Raw genomic sequence first — 21,395 nt, forward strand, 5'->3', positions numbered from 1 at the left:
CAGCAATGATGAAAAGAAAATCCCACTTCAAGTTCACCAAGCAAGAACGAAGAGGGATTTTCTTTTTACTGCTCATCATAGTTCTTCTTCAGGGCGCTTATTTTTTTGTAAAATGGAATGCCATCGATAAAGATGATTCCAGTTTCGAAATTGATGAAGCCCAACAAGCAGCTATTGACAGTTTAAAAGCTATCGCCTCAAAGAAAAAGGCTGTTAAAACCTATCCCTTCAACCCGAATTTTATAACCGATTACAAAGGATATGCTTTGGGAATGTCTCCCGAAGAAATTGATAGGCTTCACAAGTTTCGCGAGAAAAATCTATATGTAAATTCTGCGGCAGAGTTTCAGCAGGTGACCCACGTTTCAGATTCATTGCTCAACGCAATTTCGCCCTACTTCAAATTCCCCGATTGGGTTGTGAAGCGTAAAAAGTCCACAATAAACAACAAACAGAAATTAAGCTCCCCTACTTTGGTGGGGCTGGGGGAAACTGTTACCGATTTAAATTCAGCAACGGCCGAACAGCTAAGATCAATACATGGTATTGGTGAAAAACTTTCTGCCCGAATTGTAAAGTTCAGAAATCGATTGGGAGGCTTTATGGTCAACGAACAGCTGTATGATGTCTACGGATTGGAACCCGAAGTCGTTGAACGGGCATTGGAGCATTTTCAGGTGCTGCATCCTCCAGAAATCAAAAAAATAGATGTGAACACCGCTTCTATTGATGAACTGGCATCACTGGCCTATATCAGGTACGGCCTTGCCGAACGCATCATTGATTATCGGCAACAAAACGGTAGAATCGATTCTCTTGACGAATTGGCTGCTGTTGAGGGCTTTCCAAAAGAAAAGATTGCCAGAATTGGGCTATATTTGTTGTTCTAAAAAGTTGCAATGAATTCCACATATTTCACCGAAGAACACCAACTGTTTCGCGAAAGCCTCAAGGTTTTTTTGCAAAAAGAAGTGGTGCCCCATGTTGATACATGGGAAGAAACAGGAAAAATAGACCCATCGATCTGGCAGAAAATTGGCGAGATGGGCTATTTTGGATTGGCAACCCACGAAGACTTCGGTGGCTTGGAGCTTGACCTTTTTTACACCGCAATCTTTTTAGAAGAGCTTCAGAAAATCAACTCTGGCGGTTTTGCGGCAGCTATGTGGGCCCACGCATATCTGGCCATGACCCATTTGAACAAGAATGCCAATGACGACCAAAAGAAAAGATATCTTGAGCCAAGCGTATCTGGCGAAAAAATAGGCTGCCTTGGCGTAACCGAACCTTTTGGGGGCAGTGATGTGGCCGGTATGCGAACCACGGCTGTGTTAAAAGGAGATTCGTACATCATCAACGGCTCAAAGACGTTTATTACCAACGGGGTCTATGGCGACTATATCATTTTGGCGGCCAAAACCGACCCCAGTGCTGCCCATAAGGGGATGAGCCTTTTTATAGTTGACCGCCATAGTGACGGTGTTTCGGCGAATAAGCTCAACAAATTGGGTTGGAGGGCCTCAGACACCGCCGAGCTGGCCTTTGACAATGTGAAGGTTCCTGTGGAGAATTTGATTGGTGAAGAGGGACAAGGATTTTCTTTTATCATGGAAGCATTTGCATTGGAACGTTTGGTAATGGCCATCAATGCGCACGCGAGGGCTGAATATGCATTGGAATATGCCATTCAGTACATGTCAGAGCGAGAGGCCTTTGGCAAGACCATTGATCAATTTCAAGCGCTAAGGCACAAAGTGGCTGACCTACATGCCGATATTGAAATCTGCAAACAATACAATTACGCTGTCACCGCTATGCTTGATAAAGGAACCTATGCGGTCAAAGAAGCCACGATCTCTAAATTGAAATCCACCAAAATGGCAGATGAGGTCATTTATAGCTGTTTGCAATTCTTGGGGGGGTACGGCTACATAGAAGATTACCCTATGGCCAGATTGTTGCGAGATAGCCGACTTGGGCCCATCGGTGGTGGTACTTCTGAGATTTTAAGGGAGATTATAGCGAAAATCGTAATTGACAAAAAAGAATATAAGCCTCCTAAAAAAGAAATTGGGAAAAAAGATTTTAAGGTAAGTGTTTCTTAGAACGGATACATTTGTATATTTGCACTTCGAAATTTTAAAGAAAGGAGGTTGTAGCCAATGTTGATAATACCAGTAAAAGAAGGCGAAAATATAGATAGGGCCCTGAAAAGGTTCAAGCGAAAATTTGACAAGACCGGCAGAATGCGCCAGTTGCGCAAGCGACAGCAATACACCAAGCCTTCGGTAAAACGTAGAGCCGAAATTCAAAAGGCACAGTATATTCAAGGTCTCAAGGATAGCGAAGAACTTTAGCATCCTTTCTTCCAAAATATATTCCAATCCCGTTCAAAACAGAGCGGGATTTTTTCGTTAATGAAGTTCTTCATCAATTTTCTTAAGCCATTTCCCACTTTAAAAAGGGCTGAAGAAGATGGAATATTTTTTATTGGCCCATTTTGAATTGGGTAATGGTATTATCTTTGGTTGATGTCTTTGGATGCCTTTCTTTCATATCTATCGCTTGAAAAAAATTACTCAAGCCACACCCTGAGTGCCTACAAAAGAGATCTAGAAGATTTTACGGCTTACCATGAGGAAGCATTTTTGACACCAGACATAGATAAGACAGATTACGGAAGCATTCGAAGCTGGATCGTAGAACTGGTCGGTAAAGGTCTCAAGAACCAGTCTGTCAATCGTAAAGTTGCTTCCTTGAAGGCCTACTACAACTTTTTGGTCAAAATAGGAGAAATCAAAACCTCACCACTGAAAAAGCATAAAGCACTGAAGACCGAGAAGAAAATGGGGGTGCCTTTTTCAGAATTGGAAATGCAGCAGGTGTTGGTGCAGATTCCCTTTGAAAATGATTTTGAGGGAATTCGAGATAAACTCATCATTGAACTGCTGTACGCAACAGGTATGCGCAGGGCTGAACTGGTCAATATAAGAATGCAAGATGTTGACCTTCACCAAAGCACGCTTCGGGTCATCGGCAAACGAAATAAAGAACGAATCCTACCCATGCTTGCCTCGATTGTTGAGTCCATAAATACATATATGATAGAAAGAAACAAACTCGAATCCGTTGAAAATAACGAGTATCTTTTTTTAACCCCTCCCGGTCATAAAATTTATGAAACCCTTGTTTATCGTGTTATAAATAAGTACCTTAGTATGGTATCGCCAAAGGTGAAAAAGAGCCCACACGTACTGAGGCACACCTTTGCGACCCACTTGCTGAACAAAGGCGCAGATTTGAATGCCGTCAAAGAGCTACTGGGCCACTCTAGCTTGGCATCAACGCAAGTGTATACGCATAACAGCATAGCTGAACTCAAAAAAGCGCATTTAAAGGCCCATCCTAGAAATAAAAAATAACCCAGTCTTGGGCATTGTCTAACCCGCTCACCGATTTCTTTATCTGTGGGCACTAAAAACTGACACATGGAAGTAAATGCACAATCCGTAAATTTTGTTGCCGACCAAAAATTGCTTGATTTCATCAAGAACAGAATGAACAAACTGAACATTTTCTATGACAAGGTCATCAGTTCAGATGTGTATTTAAAAGTTGAAAATACCAGTGCGAAAGAGAACAAAATCGTCGAGATAAAAATCAATGTGCCACGCGATAAATTCATGGTCAAAAAACAATGTAAATCTTTTGAAGAAGCGGTCGATTCTGCCTGCCATTCTTTAGAACGGCAACTTAAGAAAAAGAAAGAAAAACTGCGGGCGCACGCCTAGCCAAAATTTTTGGAAATTTGTTTTGAATCCTAAAATAAATATATACATTTGCAGTCCGTTAGAAATAACGGGCTTTTTTTGTGTTAAAAAATGCTGAAAAGGCCGATATAGCTCAGCTGGCTAGAGCAGCTGATTTGTAATCAGCAGGTCGTGGGTTCGAGTCCCTCTATCGGCTCGTAAGTTACTGAAAATCAAAAGAGGGGAGATACTCAAGCGGCCAACGAGGACAGACTGTAAATCTGTTGGTTTTCACCTTCGCAGGTTCGAATCCTGCTCTCCCCACTACAAGAAGAGCTAAAAGTTCAGATTCCAAGTCAACAATGTGAGATTGGAATTTTTGATGTGAAATTTTGAAGTTGTTAACGAATGCGGGAGTAGCTCAGTTGGTAGAGCGTCAGCCTTCCAAGCTGAATGTCGCCGGTTCGAACCCGGTCTCCCGCTCAAAAACCAAGGTAGCGTTCACGGTTTCTGACCTGAAAACCAACACCTTGAACCTGAAACCCATTAAGCCGACGTAGCTCAGGGGTAGAGCGTTTCCTTGGTAAGGAAGAGGTCACGGGTTCAATTCCCGTCGTTGGCTCAAAGAAAACGATTTGTACACTAATATAAACTAAGATTAAAATTATTTAACATGGCAAAGGAAACTTTTGATCGTTCCAAACCGCACTTGAACATCGGTACCATTGGGCACGTAGATCATGGTAAAACCACATTGACCGCTGCGATTACAACCGTATTGGCAAACGCAGGTTTATCTGAGCTTAGAAGCTTCGATTCAATCGATAATGCTCCAGAAGAAAAAGAGAGAGGTATTACCATCAATACATCTCACGTTGAATATCAGACAGAGAACCGTCACTACGCACACGTTGATTGTCCTGGTCACGCCGATTACGTAAAGAACATGGTAACGGGTGCTGCCCAGATGGACGGTGCCATTTTGGTGGTTGCCGCAACTGATGGTCCTATGCCGCAAACTCGTGAGCACATTCTCTTGGGTCGCCAAGTAGGTATTCCAAGAATTGTTGTGTTCTTGAACAAAGTTGACATGGTTGACGACGACGAGCTTTTAGAGCTTGTTGAGATGGAAGTACGTGAGTTACTATCTTTCTATGAATATGATGGTGACAACGGACCTGTTATCTCTGGATCTGCACTTGGTGCATTGAACGGTGAGCAAAAATGGGTCGATACCGTAATGGAGTTGATGAAAGCGGTTGACGAGTGGATCGAGCTTCCTAAAAGGGATGTTGATAAAGATTTCTTGATGCCCGTTGAAGATGTATTTACCATTACAGGTCGTGGTACAGTTGCGACCGGTCGTATTGAAACTGGTGTGGCAAATACAGGTGATGCTGTTGATATCATCGGTATGGGTGCCGAAAAATTAGGTTCTACCATTACTGGTGTCGAGATGTTCCGTAAGATTTTGGATCGTGGTGAGGCTGGTGACAACGTAGGTATCCTTTTGAGAGGTATTGAAAAGACTGATATCAAAAGAGGTATGGTTATCTGTAAGCCAGGCTCTGTAAAGCCACACGCCAAGTTCGAGGCTGAGGTCTATATCCTTAAGAAAGAAGAAGGTGGCCGTCACACGCCATTCCACAACAACTACCGTCCTCAGTTTTACGTACGTACCACTGACGTTACAGGAAACATTAACCTTCCTGACGGAGTTGAAATGGTAATGCCCGGTGACAACTTGACCATTACTGTTGATTTGATCCAGCCCATCGCATTGAGCGTAGGTCTACGATTTGCTATCCGTGAAGGTGGTAGAACCGTAGGTGCGGGTCAGGTTACCAAGATTTTAGATTAATTCATTTAGAAATAGATTACACTTAAGGGTGTCCCGCGTGGCGGGATACCTTTCGGTGTAATTATAAACGGGTGTAGCTCAGTTGGTAGAGCACTGGTCTCCAAAACCAGGTGTCGGGAGTTCGAGCCTCTCCTCCCGTGCCAGATAAGAGAAAAATATATGTTGACTTACGTAAAGGAATCTTGGGAAGAGCTTAAGAACAACGTTACTTGGCTCAATTGGGAGCAAGCTTCGAACCTGATGGTCATAGTGGCGGTCTTTTCCATTCTGTTTGCTTTGGCAACATGGGGCGTCGATACACTTTTCAGTAAGTTGATCGCATTGTATTTTGAAAGATTAATAGGATAAATGATGTCGGAGGTTCTGGAGAAAAAATGGTATGTGGTTCGCGCTGTCAGTGGCCAAGAGAATAAAATCAAGGGCTATATTGAGAGCGAGGTTGAAAGAGCCGGCTTTGGTGATTATCTTGAAGAGGTCTTGGTGCCTACAGAAAAGGTAGTGCAAATCCGTAACGGAAAGAAAATCAACAAAGAGCGTACCTACTTTCCCGGTTACATCATGATCAAGGCCAATTTGGCAGGTGAGATGATCCACATCATCCGTTCGATTACCAATGTCATCGGTTTTTTGGGCGAGACCAAAGGTGGTGACCCCGTTCCTTTGCGAAAAGCTGAGGTGAACCGAATGCTTGGTAAGGTCGATGAGTTGGCAGTGAACACCGATAATGTGGCCATACCATTCATATTGGGCGAAACGGTCAAGGTAATCGATGGCCCATTCAACGGTTTTAATGGTACTGTTGAAAAAATCAATGAAGAAAAACGCAAGCTTGAGGTAATGGTGAAGATTTTTGGCAGAAAGACACCTTTAGAGCTGAGTTACATGCAAGTAGAAAAAGTATAAATTTTTAGAGCTGTTACATATAAAAATTGTGTTGCTTCCAAAATTTGACACAATTCATTTTAATTAAAAACAATGGCAAAAGAAGTAGATAAGGTTGTAAAACTACAAGTTAGGGGAGGTGCTGCGAATCCATCGCCACCGGTCGGACCCGCCTTAGGTGCTGCCGGTGTTAACATTATGGAGTTCTGCAAGCAGTTCAATGCGCGTACGCAGGACAAACAGGGCAAGGTTTTGCCCGTGGTTATCACCGTATTCAAAGACAAGTCTTTTGACTTTGTCGTAAAGACACCACCGGCGGCAGTTCAACTGATGGAAGCAGCTAAGATTAAAAAAGGATCTGGCGAACCTAACAGAGTAAGGTCGGGGTCGGTTACTTGGGATCAAGTAAAGACCATCGCAGAAGACAAAATGGCCGATTTGAATGCATTTACCGTAGAATCTGCAATGAACATGGTTGCAGGTACGGCACGTTCAATGGGCCTGAAGGTCGCTGGCAAAAGACCTTTTTAAAATCTTAAAAGCAATTTATAATGGCTAGATTAAGTAAAAAGCAAAAAGAGGCACATGCCAAAATTGATAGAAATAAACTCTATTCTTTGGAAGAAGCTTCAGCTTTGGTAAAAGAAATCACCAACGTAAAATTTGACGCATCCATTGATTTGGCAATTCGCCTGGGCGTTGACCCACGAAAGGCCAACCAAATGGTACGCGGTGTCGTCACCTTACCACACGGTACGGGTAAAGACGTGAAAGTTTTGGCGTTGGTCACCCCGGATAAGGAAGCGGAAGCAAAAGAAGCTGGTGCAGACTATGTAGGGTTGGATGAGTATTTGGATAAAATCAAAGGCGGTTGGACGGATGTTGACGTTATCGTCACCATGCCAAGCGTCATGGGCAAATTAGGTCCTTTGGGAAGAATTTTAGGCCCAAGGGGATTGATGCCCAATCCGAAAACGGGTACCGTGACCATGGATGTGGGCAAAGCGGTTTCTGATGTAAAAGGCGGTAAAATCGATTTTAAGGTCGATAAAACCGGTATCGTTCATGCAGCCATCGGCAAGTCATCGTTCACGGCCGACAAGATTGCAGGCAATGCCAAAGAATTGATTGACACCTTGGTAAAAATGAAGCCGACTGCGGCAAAGGGCGTTTACATGAAGAGTATCTACATGTCAAGCACCATGAGCCCCAGCGTTCAATTAGACCCTAAAGCAGTTTAACCAACGGTAGTTTAAAGATTTTACAATGACAAGAGAAGAAAAAGCAACTGTAATTGAAGACTTGACTGCCCAGTTGGCCGAGAATACCACCATTTATTTGGCAGACATCTCGGGTCTTGATGCCATGACCACTTCAGATTTGAGAAGGGCATGTTTCAAGGCGAACGTTAAACTGGCCGTGGTCAAGAACACCTTGCTTGCAAAAGCAATGGAAGCATCTGAAAAAGAGTTTGGCGAGCTTCCTGAAGTATTGAAGGGCAATACCTCTTTGATGTTTTCAGAAACAGGCAATGTGCCTGCAAAACTCATCAAAAATTTCAGAAAAAAATCAGATAGGCCCCTTTTGAAGGGTGCATTTATTGAAGAGGCGATTTTCGTTGGCGACGACAAACTCGATACTTTGGTGAGCATCAAATCCAAAGAAGAGATCATCGGCGACATCATTGGCTTACTGCAGTCACCTGCCAAGAATGTTATTTCTGGCTTGAAATCAGGTGGTGGCAAATTGGCCGGTATCCTCAAGACACTATCTGAACGATAATTTGTACGCACTAAAACAACATATTTAAAATTTTATTTAAACGATAGAAAAATGGCAGATTTAAAAGATTTTGCAGAACAGTTGGTAAACCTTACCGTAAAAGAGGTGAATGAGTTGGCCGACATTTTAAAAGAAGAATACGGTATTGAGCCTGCAGCTGCAGCTGTGGCCGTTGCTGGTGGCGGTGCCGCTGGTGGTGGTGAAGCTGAGGCCGCTGAAGAAAAGTCAGAATTTGATGTAATTCTTACGGCTGCCGGTGGTTCTAAATTGGCTGTTGTCAAATTGGTGAAAGAATTGACAGGTCTTGGTCTTAAAGACGCTAAAGAGATTGTTGATAGCGCGCCAAAAGCAGTTAAGGAAGGAGTTGCCAAAGATGAGGCAGAAGGTATCAAAAAATCATTGGAAGAAGCAGGAGCAGAAGTTGAGCTTAAATAATAGCAGCTACCATATTGATTTGGTTAAGGTCTTTTTTTCGCCTCTGGCGGAGTTAAGACCTTAGCCTGTTTTTAGATAGGCGTATAAAGTAGTACGCTACCCACTATAATATTCACGTTCTAAAATTGTCCATCGATGTCCAAACAACAGACAGAAAGATTAAATTTTGCATCCGCTAAGAACATACCGGAATATCCGGATTTCTTGGACATTCAGATAAAATCCTTCCAGGATTTTTTCCAGTTGGAGACAAAGTCGGATCAAAGAGCAGATGAGGGTCTTTACAATACCTTCATGGAGAACTTTCCGATTACAGATACCAGAAACCAGTTTGTACTGGAGTTTCTGGATTACTTCATCGATCCCCCACGATATTCCATTCAAGAGTGTATCGAGCGCGGCTTGACCTATAGTGTGCCCTTAAAGGCGCGTCTAAAATTGTACTGTACCGATCCAGAGCACGAAGATTTTGAGACCATTGTGCAAGATGTGTATTTGGGTACCATTCCGTACATGACACCAAGTGGCACTTTTGTAATCAATGGCGCCGAACGTGTCGTGGTTTCACAATTGCACCGTTCGCCGGGCGTTTTCTTTGGCCAGTCTTTCCATGCCAATGGTACGAAGCTGTACTCTGCCAGGGTCATTCCGTTCAAAGGATCATGGATTGAGTTTGCTACAGATATCAATGCGGTGATGTACGCGTACATTGACCGAAAGAAAAAATTACCGGTGACCACCTTGTTCAGAGCGATTGGTTTTGAGCGCGACAAGGATATTTTGGAAATCTTTGACCTTTCTGAAGAAATCAAGGTGTCAAAGGCCGGATTGAAAAAAGTATTGGGCCGCAAGTTGGCTGCCCGTGTCTTGAACACATGGCATGAAGATTTTGTTGATGAGGATACCGGCGAAGTGGTTTCCATCGAGCGAAACGAAATCATCTTAGACCGTGATACTGTTCTTGAAAAAGAGCATATCGATGAAATCATCGATGCTGACGTAAAAACCATCCTCTTGCACAAAGAGAATAATGCGCAATCAGATTATGCCATCATTCACAATACCCTGCAGAAGGATCCCACAAATTCAGAAAAAGAGGCCGTAGAGCACATTTACCGTCAGTTGCGTAATGCTGAGCCGCCTGATGAAGAAACAGCCCGCGGTATCATCGATAAGTTGTTCTTCTCAGATCAACGCTACAATCTGGGCGAGGTAGGACGTTACCGAATGAACAAGAAATTGGGTCTTGATATTGGTATGGACAAGCAGGTCTTGACCAAAGAAGATATCATCACCATAATCAAATACTTGATTGAGCTCATCAACTCAAAAGCTGAGATTGATGATATCGATCACTTGTCCAATCGTCGAGTACGAACTGTCGGTGAACAATTGTCACAGCAGTTTGGCGTCGGTTTGGCGCGTATGGCAAGAACCATTCGTGAGCGAATGAATGTTCGTGACAATGAGGTGTTTACCCCGATTGACTTGATTAATGCGAAGACACTTTCTTCAGTAATCAATTCATTCTTTGGTACAAACCAGTTGTCACAGTTTATGGACCAGACCAACCCGTTGGCTGAGATTACGCACAAACGTCGTCTCTCAGCGCTGGGGCCAGGTGGCCTTTCACGTGAACGGGCAGGTTTTGAGGTTCGTGACGTTCATTATACCCACTACGGTAGGCTATGTCCGATTGAAACTCCTGAAGGTCCGAATATTGGTTTGATTTCTTCGCTTTCCGTTTTTGCGAAAGTGAACAGCATGGGCTTTTTGGAAACTCCGTATCGAAAAGTTGAAGAGGGAAAAGTTGATGTGAAGAACCACATTTACTTGAGTGCTGAGGAAGAGGAAGAAAAGAAAATTGCCCAGGCCAACATCCCTTTAAAGGGAGACGGAACCATTGAAAATGACAAGGTAATTGCCCGAGAAGAGGGTGATTTTCCTGTGGTTGATCCCAAAGAGGTCAATTATACCGATGTGGCACCAAACCAGATTGCATCCATTTCAGCGTCATTGATTCCGTTTTTGGAGCATGATGATGCGAACCGTGCCTTGATGGGCTCGAACATGATGCGACAGGCAGTGCCATTGTTGCGCCCTGAATCCCCGATTGTAGGTACGGGCCTTGAAAGACAGGTGGCCACAGATTCTAGGGTATTGATCAATGCCGAAGGAGACGGAGTTGTTGACTATGTGGATTCGCATAAAATTGTCATCAAGTACAACCGCTCTGATGAGGATAAACTGGTAAGCTTCGATGAAGATTCAAAGACCTACGAACTCATCAAGTTCAGAAAAACAAACCAAGGTACCTCCATCAACTTGAAGCCTATCGTAAGAAAGGGCGACAAAGTGAAGAAAGGTCAGGTACTTTGTGAGGGTTATGCGACCCAAGAAGGTGAATTGGCCCTTGGTCGTAACCTTAAAGTGGCGTTCATGCCATGGAAAGGGTATAACTTTGAGGATGCCATCGTGATTTCTGAAAAAGTGGTTCGTGAGGATATTTTTACCTCCATACACATTGATGAATATGCGCTTGAAGTCCGTGATACCAAATTGGGTGCTGAAGAATTGACCCATGATATTCCGAATGTTTCTGAGGAAGCGACCAAAGACTTGGATGAGCACGGTATGATTCGTATTGGTGCCGAGGTGAAGCCAGGCGATATCTTGATTGGTAAGATTACCCCGAAAGGAGAATCAGACCCAACACCTGAAGAAAAACTGCTTCGTGCAATTTTTGGAGACAAGGCGGGTGATGTAAAAGATGCTTCTTTGAAAGCATCGCCTTCATTGCGTGGTGTGGTCATTGACAAGAAATTGTTCTCTCGTTCCATCAAAGACAAGCGTAAGCGTTCAGAAGATAAAGAGGCCATCTCTAAACTTGAGATGGAATATGAAGTGAAATTCCAGCAGTTGAAAGATGTGTTGGTTGAAAAACTTTTTGGTCTTGTCGGCGGTAAAACCTCACAAGGTGTTCAGAACGACTTGGGTGAAGAAGTGCTTCCAAAAGGCAAAAAGTACACCATCAAGATGTTGAATTCTGTGGATGACTTTGCCCATTTGGTAAGCGGTACTTGGACGACAGATGACAAGACCAATGCTTTGGTGAACGATTTGTTGCACAACTATAAAATCAAGTTGAACGACCTTCAAGGTAACTTGAGAAGAGACAAATTCACAATTTCAGTGGGTGATGAACTGCCTGCCGGAATCATGAAGTTGGCCAAGGTCTACATCGCCAAAAAGCGTAAGCTGAAAGTGGGCGATAAGATGGCGGGCCGTCACGGTAACAAAGGTATCGTGGCACGTATCGTACGTCAAGAAGACATGCCTTTCTTAGAAGATGGCACCCCTGTGGACATCGTATTGAACCCACTGGGTGTACCGTCGCGTATGAACATCGGTCAGATTTATGAGACCGTTTTGGGCTGGGCCGGTCAGAAATTAGGGAAGAAATTCGCGACCCCAATTTTCGATGGTGCCACTCTGGACGAGATCAACGAACTTACCGATGAGGCTGGTGTACCAAGATTTGGCCACACCTATCTTTATGATGGGGGCACAGGTCAACGTTTTGATCAACCTGCAACCGTGGGTGTGATTTATATGCTCAAATTGGGCCACATGGTCGACGACAAAATGCACGCACGTTCCATCGGACCGTACTCATTGATCACGCAGCAGCCGTTGGGTGGTAAAGCCCAGTTTGGTGGCCAGCGTTTTGGTGAGATGGAAGTTTGGGCACTTGAGGCCTACGGAGCTTCATCGACCTTGCGCGAAATCTTGACGGTCAAATCTGATGACGTTATCGGTCGTGCAAAAACGTATGAGTCCATCGTCAAGGGTGAAACCATGCCAGAACCTGGCTTGCCAGAATCTTTCAACGTATTGATGCACGAGCTCAAGGGCTTGGGCCTTGATATCCGTTTGGAAGAATAACATAGAACACAATAAAAATTTAGTACCATACTATAATGGCTAGAAATAGAGATAACAACACACCAAAAAGGTTCGACAAGATTTCAATCGGCTTGGCATCGCCAGAATCAATTCTGGCAGAGTCACGGGGCGAGGTCTTGAAACCTGAGACGATTAACTACAGAACGCACAAACCAGAACGTGACGGACTTTTCTGTGAGCGGATCTTTGGCCCCGTCAAAGATTACGAATGTGCCTGTGGTAAGTACAAACGTATCCGTTATCGCGGTATCGTTTGCGACCGATGTGGTGTAGAGGTCACCGAAAAGAAAGTACGACGTGATAGGGTAGGGCACATCAATTTGGTAGTGCCGGTGGCCCATATCTGGTACTTTAGGTCATTGCCGAACAAAATAGGATATCTTTTGGGATTGCCTTCCAAAAAGTTGGATATGATCATCTACTACGAAAGGTATGTGGTCATTCAACCCGGTATTGCCAAAGGTCCTGAAGGGGAGGAAATCAACAAAATGGATTTCCTTACTGAGGAAGAGTACCTGAACATATTGGAGTCCATTCCTGTGGAAAACCAATATTTGGAAGACTCAGACCCCAACAAGTTCATTGCCAAGATGGGTGCGGAGTGTTTGATCGATCTTTTGTCTCGAATTGATTTGAAACAATTGTCGTATGACCTACGCCACAAAGCGAACACTGAAACTTCAAAACAGCGTAAGACCGAGGCCTTAAAAAGACTTCAGGTGGTGGAAGCTTTTCGTGAGTCGCAAGACAATCGTGAGAACAATCCAGAATGGATGATCATGAAGGTGGTGCCTGTGATTCCACCTGAATTGCGTCCGTTGGTGCCGTTGGATGGTGGTCGTTTTGCCACCTCTGACCTGAACGATCTGTACCGCAGGGTCATCATCCGTAACAATCGTTTGAAGCGTTTGATGGAAATCAAAGCCCCAGAGGTCATCCTCCGTAATGAAAAAAGGATGCTTCAGGAAGCTGTGGATTCCCTTTTCGACAATACGAGAAAGGCGTCTGCCGTAAAAACAGAGTCAAACCGCCCGTTGAAATCACTTTCAGATTCGTTGAAAGGTAAGCAGGGACGTTTCCGCCAAAACCTTCTCGGTAAGCGTGTAGATTACTCTGCACGTTCTGTGATTGTTGTCGGTCCTGAAATGAAACTCTACGAATGCGGTCTACCAAAAGATATGGCGGCCGAACTTTACAAGCCTTTTGTCATCAGAAAACTGATAGAAAGGGGTATTGTAAAGACGGTAAAATCCGCCAAAAAGATCATCGACAAAAAAGAGCCTGTAGTTTGGGATATTCTGGATAACGTCATCAAAGGGCATCCGGTATTGTTGAACCGTGCTCCCACATTGCACCGATTGGGTATCCAGGCATTTCAGCCCAAATTGATTGAAGGTAAGGCGATTCGCCTGCATCCATTGGCCTGTACGGCATTCAATGCTGACTTTGACGGCGACCAGATGGCGGTGCACCTTCCGTTGGGCCCTGAAGCAATTTTAGAGGCGCAATTGTTGATGCTGGCCTCACAGAACATTTTGAACCCTGCAAACGGTTCACCGATTACGGTTCCATCACAAGACATGGTTTTGGGTCTGTACTACATGACCAAAGAGCGTAAGTCAACCGACGATGTGCCCGTGAAGGGTGAAGGCTTGACCTTTTACTCTGATGAAGAAGTGGTTATTGCCTTTAACGAGGGCCGTGTTGACTTGAATGCTGGTATTAAGGTACGTGCCAAAGACTTCAATGAAGAGGGTGAATTGGTCAATCAAATCATCGAGACCACCGCAGGTAGAGTGCTCTTCAACCAAGTAGTGCCCGAACAGGCTGGTTTCATCAATGATGTATTGAACAAAAAATCGTTGCGAAACATCATTGGTAAGATTTTGAGTGTAACCGATGTACCGACCACTGCAGAGTTTTTGGACAAGATCAAGACCATGGGCTATGAATTTGCCTTCAAGGGTGGATTGTCGTTCAGCTTGGGTGATATCATTATTCCTGCAGAAAAACATGAAATGATTGCCGATGCCAACGGACAGGTTGATGGTATCATGATGAACTATAACATGGGTCTGATCACCAACAACGAACGTTACAATCAGGTCATTGATGTATGGACGTCTACGAACGCTATGTTGACCGAGTTGGCAATGAAGCGAATTCGTGAAGACCAGCAAGGGTTCAACTCAGTGTATATGATGTTGGATTCTGGTGCACGGGGTTCAAAAGAACAAATCCGTCAGTTGACAGGTATGCGTGGTCTTATGGCTAAGCCTAAAAAATCGACCGCTGGTGGTGGAGAAATTATCGAAAACCCCATCCTGTCCAACTTTAAGGAAGGATTGTCGATTTTGGAATACTTTATCTCAACCCACGGTGCGCGTAAAGGTCTCGCCGATACCGCTTTGAAAACTGCGGATGCAGGGTATTTGACCCGTCGTTTGGTGGATGTTTCGCAAGATGTCATCATCAATATCGAAGATTGTGAGACACTTCGCGGTATCGAAGTTGAGGCATTGAAGAAAAATGAAGAAGTTGTTGAGACACTTGGCGAGCGCATTCTTGGTCGTGTGTCACTTCACGATGTGTACAATCCAGCAACAGAGGAGTTGTTGGTGGCTTCAGGCGAAGAAATCACAGAGGCCATTGTGGCCAAAATAGAGGCTGCCCCGATAGAGCGGGTTGAGGTTCGTTCAGCGCTGACCTGTGAGGCTCCTCAAGGTATTTGTGCCAAGTGCTACGGTAGAAACTTGGCGACCAATAAAATGGTACAGCGTGGTGAGGCCGTAGGTGTGGTTGCAGCACAATCCATTGGTGAGCCTGGTACACAGTTGACCTTGCGTACGTTCCACGTAGGGGGTATTGCCGGTAACATTTCTGAAGAAAGCAGATTGGAAGCCAAATTTGATGGTGTCGCTGAAATCGAAGATTTACGTACCGTTGTTGGCGAAAACAGCGAAGGTGAAAAGGCCAACATCGTTATTTCCAGAACTTCAGAGATTAAGATTGTCGACGAAAAAACAGGCATCACGCTGAGCACGAACAACATTCCTTATGGTTCGCAGTTGTTCATTAAGAACGGTGCCAAAGTGAAGAAAGGCGATATCATTTGTCAATGGGATCCATACAATGGTGTCATTGTTTCTGAATTTACAGGACAAATAGCCTATGAAAACATCGAACAGGGTGTTACGTATCAGGTAGAGATTGATGAGCAGACCGGTTTCCAAGAAAAGGTGATTTCAGAATCTCGTAACAAAAAACTGATACCGACCTTATTGATAAAAGATGGTAAGGGAGAAACATTGCGTTCGTACAACCTTCCGGTAGGATCTCATATCATGGTTGATGATGGAGATAAAATCAAGGAAGGAAAGACGTTGGTGAAGATTCCGCGTAAATCTGCCAAAGCAGGTGATATCACAGGGGGTCTGCCAAGGGTGACTGAGTTGTTCGAAGCACGAAACCCTTCCAATCCAGCGGTGGTTTCTGAGATTGATGGTGTTGTTTCTTTTGGAAAAATCAAAAGAGGAAACCGAGAAATCATCATTGAGTCGAAGACTGGGGAAATCAAAAAATACTTGGTCAAACTATCGAACCAAATCTTGGTTCAAGAGAATGATTATGTACGAGCCGGAATGCCTTTGTCAGATGGTTCCATTACTCCAGATGATATCTTGGCCATTAAAGGCCCCTCTGCAGTTCAGCAATATTTGGTGAACGAAGTACAGGAGGTATACCGTCTGCAAGGGGTAAAAATCAATGACAAGCACTTTGAGGTAGTGGTGCGCCAAATGATGCGCAAGGTTCAGATTCAAGATTCAGGAGATACCACGTTTTTAGAGAACCAACTGGTTCACAAAGACGATTTCATTCGTGAAAATGATGAAATTTTCGGAATGAAAGTAGTTGAAGATGCTGGTGAATCTGAAAACCTGAAAGCAGGCCAAATTATTTCTGCACGCGATTTAAGGGATGAAAATTCCATTTTAAAACGTGCCGATAAGACTTTGGTCACTGCCAGGGATGCGGTTGCCGCTACGGCTACGCCAATCCTACAGGGTATCACAAGAGCTTCACTTCAGACGAAGTCGTTTATATCTGCGGCATCGTTCCAAGAAACGACCAAAGTCTTGAACGAAGCGGCTGTAAATGGCAAAGTGGATACTTTGGAAGGTTTGAAGGAAAACGTGATTGTTGGACATAAGATTCCAGCAGGAACTGGAATGCGTGACTACGATAGTATCATTGTTGGCTCTAAAGAGGAGTACGATGAGATTATGGCACGCAAAGAAGAATTCAAATTCTAAATAATAGCAAACAAAAGCCCTGACAATTACGTCAGGGCTTTTTTAATGCATGTATCATGGCTGAAAACGAAAAAAAACAAAAATCGATCAATATAGAGTTGGATGAAAAGACCGCAGAGGGCATTTATTCAAACTTGGCAATCATCAATCATTCAGTTTCTGAATTCGTGGTCGATTTCATAAGTATGATGCCAGGAGCTCCCAAGGCGAAGGTCAAAAGCCGTATTGTATTGACTCCCCAGCATGCCAAAAAGTTTTTGAAGGCGCTGAACGATAACGTAAACCGTTTTGAAAAAGCGCATGGCACCATCAAAGACTATGAGCAGCCACCAATCCCTTTGAACTTTGGGCCAACGGGCGAGGCTTGACCAGCCTATAAGTATTAGCTGAATTCTGAAGTAAAATGAAGTTTGACAGAAGGGTATTTTTGTTGCACCATCTGTAATGAAAATGCCGAATCGGCCAAGAATACCAATTGCCCTTGCTTATCAGTGGCCAGAAACTTTTGTTTGACCCGCTTGAACTCTTGAAATTTTTCATTGTCGGCTTCAGGGTCGACCCAACATGCTTTATGCACCGGGAAGTTTTCATAAGTACACTTGGCCCCATATTCATGTTCCAAGCGATATTGAATGACTTCATATTGTAAAGCCCCAACAGTACCAATGATCTTTCTACCATTCATTTCAAGCGTAAACAATTGGGCCACCCCCTCATCCATCAATTGGTCAATGCCTTTGTTGAGCTGTTTTGCCTTCATGGGGTCGGCATTGTTGATATAACGGAAGTGTTCCGGTGAAAAACTTGGTATGCCCTTGTAGTTTAAAGTTTCGCCTCCCGTAAGGGTATCTCCAATTTTGAAGTTTCCTGTATCGTGCAGCCCGACGATATCTCCCGGAAACGAAACATCAACAATTTTCTTTTTTTCTGCAAAAAAGGCATTAGGGCTCGAAAATTTCAACTTTTTGTCATGGCGAACATGCAGATAAGGGGTATTTCGTTCAAAAGTTCCGGATACTATTTTCACAAATGCGAGTCGATCTCGATGTTTTGGGTCCATGTTGGCATGTATCTTAAATACAAAACCTGAAAAATCTTTTTCATTGGGCTGTACCACACGCTCTTCTGCTTTTTTAGGGCGGGGTTGGGGCGCTATTTCGATAAAACAGTCCAGTAATTCACGAACGCCGAAGTTGTTAAGGGCTGAACCAAAAAAAACGGGTTGTAGTTCAGCTTTGAGATAGGCTTCCTTATCAAAATCAGGATAAACTCCCTTCACGAGTTCAAGATTTTCTCTGAGGTTCTCAGCAGCTTCTGTTCCAATTAACTTTTCAAGTTCAGGACTGTCTATGTCATCAAAATTGATGGTATCCTCAATTTTTTTCTTTGATTGACCGCTAAACAGGTTGATGTTTTTTTCATAGATATTGTAAATGCCTTTAAAATCATGTCCCATCCCAATGGGGAAGCTAAGAGGTGTAACTTTCAGCCCTAGCTTTTGTTCAACTTCGTCCAAGAGGTCAAATGCATCCTTCCCTTCACGGTCTAACTTGTTGATAAAAACAATCATGGGAATACTGCGCATACGGCACACTTCTACCAGTTTTTCGGTTTGCTCCTCTACACCTTTGGCAACATCTATGACCACGATTACACTGTCAACTGCAGTAAGGGTTCTAAAAGTGTCTTCGGCAAAATCTTTGTGCCCTGGGGTATCGAGAATATTGATTTTCTTGTCTTTGTAGATAAAAGCCAAAACAGAAGTGGCAACAGAGATTCCCCGTTGCCGTTCAATTTCCATAAAATCACTGGTTGCCGACTTTTTGATTTTATTGCTTTTAACGGCTCCGGCCTCTTGTATGGCACCACCGAACAACAGTAATTTTTCGGTCAAAGTGGTCTTTCCTGCATCAGGGTGCGAGATAATACCAAAAGTTCTGCGCTTGGCAATTTCCTTTTCAAAATCCATGAAAAAAATTTGCGCAAAAGTACATCAATATTATGTATCCAAAATCTAGAAATGTACCATTCGTTGAGCTAAACATTATAGATTTAAAGGTTTGACTGATAATATGGTAAGTAGATAATCCATTCTTTAGATTTATTCGTATTTAAATCGTAAAGTGTTGTTAAAATAATTGTGTATACATTTTGTCGAATAAAGTAGGAGTTATGGTTTTTTCGAAGTATTTATGTAGTTGATTCGGAAAGATTTTTTTCGAAAGGTTTATAGATATCCCAATTCTTGTTGAAGACCTACAATGCCATGGTGATTAGTTATATAAAACTATTCCTATGGAAAAAATTACGATTTCAGCTTCTAGCATAAAGAGGTATTCTGTGGCCCTTTTTACATTGCTATTATTTGTTTCATCTCCTGTTCTAATTTCTTTTGATTCAGTGCCCAAAAGTTCAATGGAGCTTTTGTATACGGATACTGATGGTGATGGTGTTCCTGACAATGTGGATGTTGATGACGATAACGACGGTATTTTAGATACCGTAGAATGTTCAGTTTTATCCTTCGAAAATATACGGCCTTCAGATTTTGGTTTTCCAGCTGGGGTATCTAATGGTAGCTTAAGTGCCACAGATGTAGACATAAGTTTAAAGTGGGGGCTTCCAGCAGGGAGTGTTTTAGTAAGTGTAGAAAGCGCAAGTACTTTTACCAGTGGGGATAGGTTTGCGGTAAATAAAGACCATCCAATGAAATTTACTTTATTGGGTAATATTCCGGTATTTGTTAAAGGGGCACATTCTAAAACACTCAAAGGCCTAAAAAAAGATGGCATTATAGCTCTGGACGGCATTCAATATGAACTAACTACTTCGTCTTTAGAGTCAGGATTGATAGCTGGAAATACGGGTAATAATTACTTTGTTGAAAACACAACACCCTCTTCCATATCAAATCCAGAAGATTTTAGCTGGCAATCAAAATCTACGGCTTTTGAAATTAAATTTTACACCACTACTGACAATCAAAGTGTAATTGCTATTAGTGTAGCTCCAATAACTTGCCCTGACACTGACGGTGATGGAATAACCGATAATCTAGATATTGACTCTGACAATGATGGAATTTTAGATATTGTAGAAGCACAAACTCAGGCTGATTTTATAGCACCTTGTGGGATAGACAGCGATGGAAATGGTTTGGACGATCATTACGAAGAAACACCAGGTTCCGGCGAGGGTTTGACGCCTATCAATTCAGACGGCGACGGCAGGCCCGACCACCTTGACATCGACTCGGACGACGACGGCATCCCGGACAACGTGGAGGGCCAGCCGACGGACGGCTACGTTCCCCCTAGCGGAGAGGACAGTGACGATGACGGGCTCGACGACGCCTACGAGGGCACGGGCGACCAGGGGATCACCCCGGAGAACACGGACGGCACGGACCAGCCGGACTACCTTGACGGTGACTCCGACAACGACTTGGTGCCCGACAACAACGAGGGCAACGACTTCAACTTCGACGGCGACCCGGACCAGGCCTTCACGGGCACCGACACGGACAACGACGGGCTCGACGACGGCTACGAGGGGGCCGACGTTGACGACGGCTACGATGTCAATGATGAAATAGACGACCCCGCCAGCGACCTTCCGGACACCGATGGCACGGAGGACGTGAACTACCGCGACTTCGACGATGACGGCGACGGGATCGACACGCCCGACGAGGACGCCGACGGCGACGGGGACCCGACCAATGACGACACTGACGGCGACGGCACGCCCGACTACCTGGACCCCGACAACGGCCCCGACACCGATGGTGACGGTGTGCCGGACGTGGTGGACATCGACGATGACAACGACGGTATCCTGGACACGACCGAGGACCCGAACCTTGACGGTGACGACAATCCGCTGACCGACCCCTTGGACAGTGACGGCGACGGCAGGCCCGACCACCTTGACATCGACTCGGACGACGACGGCATCCCGGACAACGTGGAGGGCCAGCCGACGGACGGCTACGTTCCCCCTAGCGGAGAGGACAGTGACGATGACGGGCTCGACGACGCCTACGAGGGCACGGGCGACCAGGGGATCACCCCGGAGAACACGGACGGCACGGACCAGCCGGACTACCTTGACGGTGACTCCGACAACGACTTGGTGCCCGACAACAACGAGGGCAACGACTTCAACTTCGACGGCGACCCGGACCAGGCCTTCACGGGCACCGACACGGACAACGACGGGCTCGACGACGGCTACGAGGGGGCCGACGTTGACGACGGCTACGATGTCAATGATGAAATAGACGACCCCGCCAGCGACCTTCCGGACACCGATGGCACGGAGGACGTGAACTACCGCGACTTCGACGATGACGGCGACGGGATCGACACGCCCGACGAGGACGCCGACGGCGACGGGGACCCGACC

17 protein-coding genes, 5 tRNA genes and 1 pseudogene are annotated in these 21,395 nt (G+C 44.6%); 21 read left to right on the forward strand and 2 right to left on the reverse strand.

Annotation, left to right across the window (positions count from 1 at the left end):
- The first annotated feature begins 5 nt into the window (after positions 1–5).
- The 20 genes from AAAH86_RS11755 to AAAH86_RS11850 all read left to right on the forward strand — a co-directional run bounded on the left by AAAH86_RS11755 (position 6) and on the right by AAAH86_RS11850 (position 17,356).
- A complete protein-coding gene (locus tag AAAH86_RS11755; RefSeq protein ID WP_343487826.1) occupies positions 6–890 on the forward strand; it encodes a helix-hairpin-helix domain-containing protein in 885 nt (294 codons plus the stop codon).
- 9 nt (positions 891–899) lie between these two features.
- Positions 900–2,105, forward strand: a complete 1,206-nt coding sequence (locus AAAH86_RS11760; RefSeq protein ID WP_343487827.1) for an acyl-CoA dehydrogenase family protein — start codon at positions 900–902, stop codon at positions 2,103–2,105.
- Between the two features lie 57 nt (positions 2,106–2,162).
- Positions 2,163–2,357: a 30S ribosomal protein S21 gene (gene rpsU, locus AAAH86_RS11765; protein ID WP_343487828.1), complete on the forward strand. Its 195-nt coding sequence runs from the start codon at positions 2,163–2,165 to the stop codon at positions 2,355–2,357.
- 174 nt (positions 2,358–2,531) lie between these two features.
- Positions 2,532–3,422, forward strand: coding sequence for a tyrosine-type recombinase/integrase (locus tag AAAH86_RS11770; protein ID WP_343487829.1), 891 nt, complete (start codon positions 2,532–2,534; stop codon positions 3,420–3,422).
- A 66-nt stretch (positions 3,423–3,488) separates the two neighbouring features.
- Positions 3,489–3,791: a ribosome-associated translation inhibitor RaiA gene (gene raiA / locus AAAH86_RS11775; protein WP_343487830.1), complete on the forward strand. Its 303-nt coding sequence runs from the start codon at positions 3,489–3,491 to the stop codon at positions 3,789–3,791.
- Positions 3,792–3,892: 101 nt separating this feature from the next.
- Positions 3,893–3,966 (forward strand) — tRNA-Thr (locus tag AAAH86_RS11780).
- A 24-nt stretch (positions 3,967–3,990) separates the two neighbouring features.
- A tRNA-Tyr gene (locus tag AAAH86_RS11785) sits at positions 3,991–4,073 on the forward strand.
- A gap of 86 nt (positions 4,074–4,159) precedes the next feature.
- Positions 4,160–4,232: transfer RNA gene (locus tag AAAH86_RS11790), tRNA-Gly, on the forward strand.
- A gap of 67 nt (positions 4,233–4,299) precedes the next feature.
- Positions 4,300–4,371, forward strand: a tRNA-Thr gene (locus AAAH86_RS11795).
- Positions 4,372–4,422: 51 nt separating this feature from the next.
- Positions 4,423–5,610: an elongation factor Tu gene (gene tuf / locus AAAH86_RS11800; protein ID WP_343487831.1), complete on the forward strand. Its 1,188-nt coding sequence runs from the start codon at positions 4,423–4,425 to the stop codon at positions 5,608–5,610.
- A gap of 67 nt (positions 5,611–5,677) precedes the next feature.
- Positions 5,678–5,753 (forward strand) — tRNA-Trp (locus tag AAAH86_RS11805).
- Between the two features lie 16 nt (positions 5,754–5,769).
- On the forward strand, positions 5,770–5,958 hold the full coding sequence (secE, locus tag AAAH86_RS11810) for a preprotein translocase subunit SecE (protein WP_343487832.1): 189 nt from the start codon (positions 5,770–5,772) through the stop codon (positions 5,956–5,958).
- Positions 5,959–5,961: 3 nt separating this feature from the next.
- A complete protein-coding gene (gene nusG / locus AAAH86_RS11815) occupies positions 5,962–6,513 on the forward strand; it encodes a transcription termination/antitermination protein NusG (RefSeq protein ID WP_343487862.1) in 552 nt (183 codons plus the stop codon).
- 72 nt (positions 6,514–6,585) lie between these two features.
- Positions 6,586–7,023: a 50S ribosomal protein L11 gene (gene rplK, locus AAAH86_RS11820; protein WP_343487833.1), complete on the forward strand. Its 438-nt coding sequence runs from the start codon at positions 6,586–6,588 to the stop codon at positions 7,021–7,023.
- Positions 7,024–7,043: 20 nt separating this feature from the next.
- A complete protein-coding gene (gene rplA / locus AAAH86_RS11825) occupies positions 7,044–7,733 on the forward strand; it encodes a 50S ribosomal protein L1 (protein ID WP_343487834.1) in 690 nt (229 codons plus the stop codon).
- 25 nt (positions 7,734–7,758) lie between these two features.
- On the forward strand, positions 7,759–8,274 hold the full coding sequence (gene rplJ, locus AAAH86_RS11830) for a 50S ribosomal protein L10 (protein WP_343487835.1): 516 nt from the start codon (positions 7,759–7,761) through the stop codon (positions 8,272–8,274).
- A 51-nt stretch (positions 8,275–8,325) separates the two neighbouring features.
- Positions 8,326–8,709 carry a 50S ribosomal protein L7/L12 gene (gene rplL / locus AAAH86_RS11835; protein WP_343487836.1) on the forward strand — a complete coding sequence of 128 codons (384 nt, stop codon included), beginning with the start codon at positions 8,326–8,328 and terminating at the stop codon, positions 8,707–8,709.
- A 135-nt stretch (positions 8,710–8,844) separates the two neighbouring features.
- Positions 8,845–12,654, forward strand: a complete 3,810-nt coding sequence (gene rpoB, locus AAAH86_RS11840; RefSeq protein WP_343487837.1) for a DNA-directed RNA polymerase subunit beta — start codon at positions 8,845–8,847, stop codon at positions 12,652–12,654.
- 35 nt (positions 12,655–12,689) lie between these two features.
- Positions 12,690–16,988 (forward strand): DNA-directed RNA polymerase subunit beta', encoded by a 4,299-nt coding sequence (gene rpoC, locus AAAH86_RS11845; RefSeq protein WP_343487838.1) that lies wholly within the window; start codon positions 12,690–12,692, stop codon positions 16,986–16,988.
- A gap of 56 nt (positions 16,989–17,044) precedes the next feature.
- Complete coding sequence (locus tag AAAH86_RS11850) at positions 17,045–17,356, forward strand: DUF3467 domain-containing protein (protein WP_343487839.1); 312 nt, start codon at positions 17,045–17,047, stop codon at positions 17,354–17,356.
- Positions 17,357–17,370: 14 nt separating this feature from the next.
- On the opposite strand, the gene AAAH86_RS11855 is transcribed toward AAAH86_RS11850, so the two are convergent.
- The gene (locus AAAH86_RS11855; RefSeq protein ID WP_343487840.1) at positions 17,371–18,957 is read right to left on the reverse strand and encodes a peptide chain release factor 3; all 1,587 of its coding nucleotides are present in this window, start codon (positions 18,955–18,957) and stop codon (positions 17,371–17,373) included.
- Positions 18,958–19,261: 304 nt separating this feature from the next.
- Complete coding sequence (locus AAAH86_RS11860; protein ID WP_343487863.1) at positions 19,262–19,798, reverse strand: hypothetical protein; 537 nt, start codon at positions 19,796–19,798, stop codon at positions 19,262–19,264.
- Here AAAH86_RS11860 and AAAH86_RS11865 point away from each other — a divergent pair.
- A pseudogene (locus tag AAAH86_RS11865) lies at positions 19,695–21,395 on the forward strand (hypothetical protein); the annotation flags it as partial. The gene AAAH86_RS11860 and the pseudogene AAAH86_RS11865 sit on opposite strands and share 104 nt — an antisense overlap.

Source organism: Allomuricauda sp. d1, assembly GCF_039592695.1.
GTDB lineage: Bacteria > Bacteroidota > Bacteroidia > Flavobacteriales > Flavobacteriaceae > Flagellimonas_A.

Excerpts from the sequence above, each read along its gene's own strand:
- AAAH86_RS11755 (WP_343487826.1), top strand. The coding sequence starts at position 6 with ATGATGAAAAGAAAATCCCACTTCAAGTTCACCAAGCAAGAACGAAGA.
- AAAH86_RS11760 (WP_343487827.1), top strand. The coding sequence starts at position 900 with ATGAATTCCACATATTTCACCGAAGAACACCAACTGTTTCGCGAAAGC.
- rpsU (WP_343487828.1), top strand. The coding sequence starts at position 2,163 with ATGTTGATAATACCAGTAAAAGAAGGCGAAAATATAGATAGGGCCCTG.
- AAAH86_RS11770 (WP_343487829.1), top strand. The coding sequence starts at position 2,532 with ATGTCTTTGGATGCCTTTCTTTCATATCTATCGCTTGAAAAAAATTAC.
- raiA (WP_343487830.1), top strand. The coding sequence starts at position 3,489 with ATGGAAGTAAATGCACAATCCGTAAATTTTGTTGCCGACCAAAAATTG.
- tuf (WP_343487831.1), top strand. The coding sequence starts at position 4,423 with ATGGCAAAGGAAACTTTTGATCGTTCCAAACCGCACTTGAACATCGGT.
- secE (WP_343487832.1), top strand. The coding sequence starts at position 5,770 with ATGTTGACTTACGTAAAGGAATCTTGGGAAGAGCTTAAGAACAACGTT.
- nusG (WP_343487862.1), top strand. The coding sequence starts at position 5,962 with ATGTCGGAGGTTCTGGAGAAAAAATGGTATGTGGTTCGCGCTGTCAGT.
- rplK (WP_343487833.1), top strand. The coding sequence starts at position 6,586 with ATGGCAAAAGAAGTAGATAAGGTTGTAAAACTACAAGTTAGGGGAGGT.
- rplA (WP_343487834.1), top strand. The coding sequence starts at position 7,044 with ATGGCTAGATTAAGTAAAAAGCAAAAAGAGGCACATGCCAAAATTGAT.
- rplJ (WP_343487835.1), top strand. The coding sequence starts at position 7,759 with ATGACAAGAGAAGAAAAAGCAACTGTAATTGAAGACTTGACTGCCCAG.
- rplL (WP_343487836.1), top strand. The coding sequence starts at position 8,326 with ATGGCAGATTTAAAAGATTTTGCAGAACAGTTGGTAAACCTTACCGTA.
- rpoB (WP_343487837.1), top strand. The coding sequence starts at position 8,845 with ATGTCCAAACAACAGACAGAAAGATTAAATTTTGCATCCGCTAAGAAC.
- rpoC (WP_343487838.1), top strand. The coding sequence starts at position 12,690 with ATGGCTAGAAATAGAGATAACAACACACCAAAAAGGTTCGACAAGATT.
- AAAH86_RS11850 (WP_343487839.1), top strand. The coding sequence starts at position 17,045 with ATGGCTGAAAACGAAAAAAAACAAAAATCGATCAATATAGAGTTGGAT.
- AAAH86_RS11855 (WP_343487840.1), bottom strand. The coding sequence starts at position 18,957 with ATGGATTTTGAAAAGGAAATTGCCAAGCGCAGAACTTTTGGTATTATC.
- AAAH86_RS11860 (WP_343487863.1), bottom strand. The coding sequence starts at position 19,798 with ATGCCGTCCAGAGCTATAATGCCATCTTTTTTTAGGCCTTTGAGTGTT.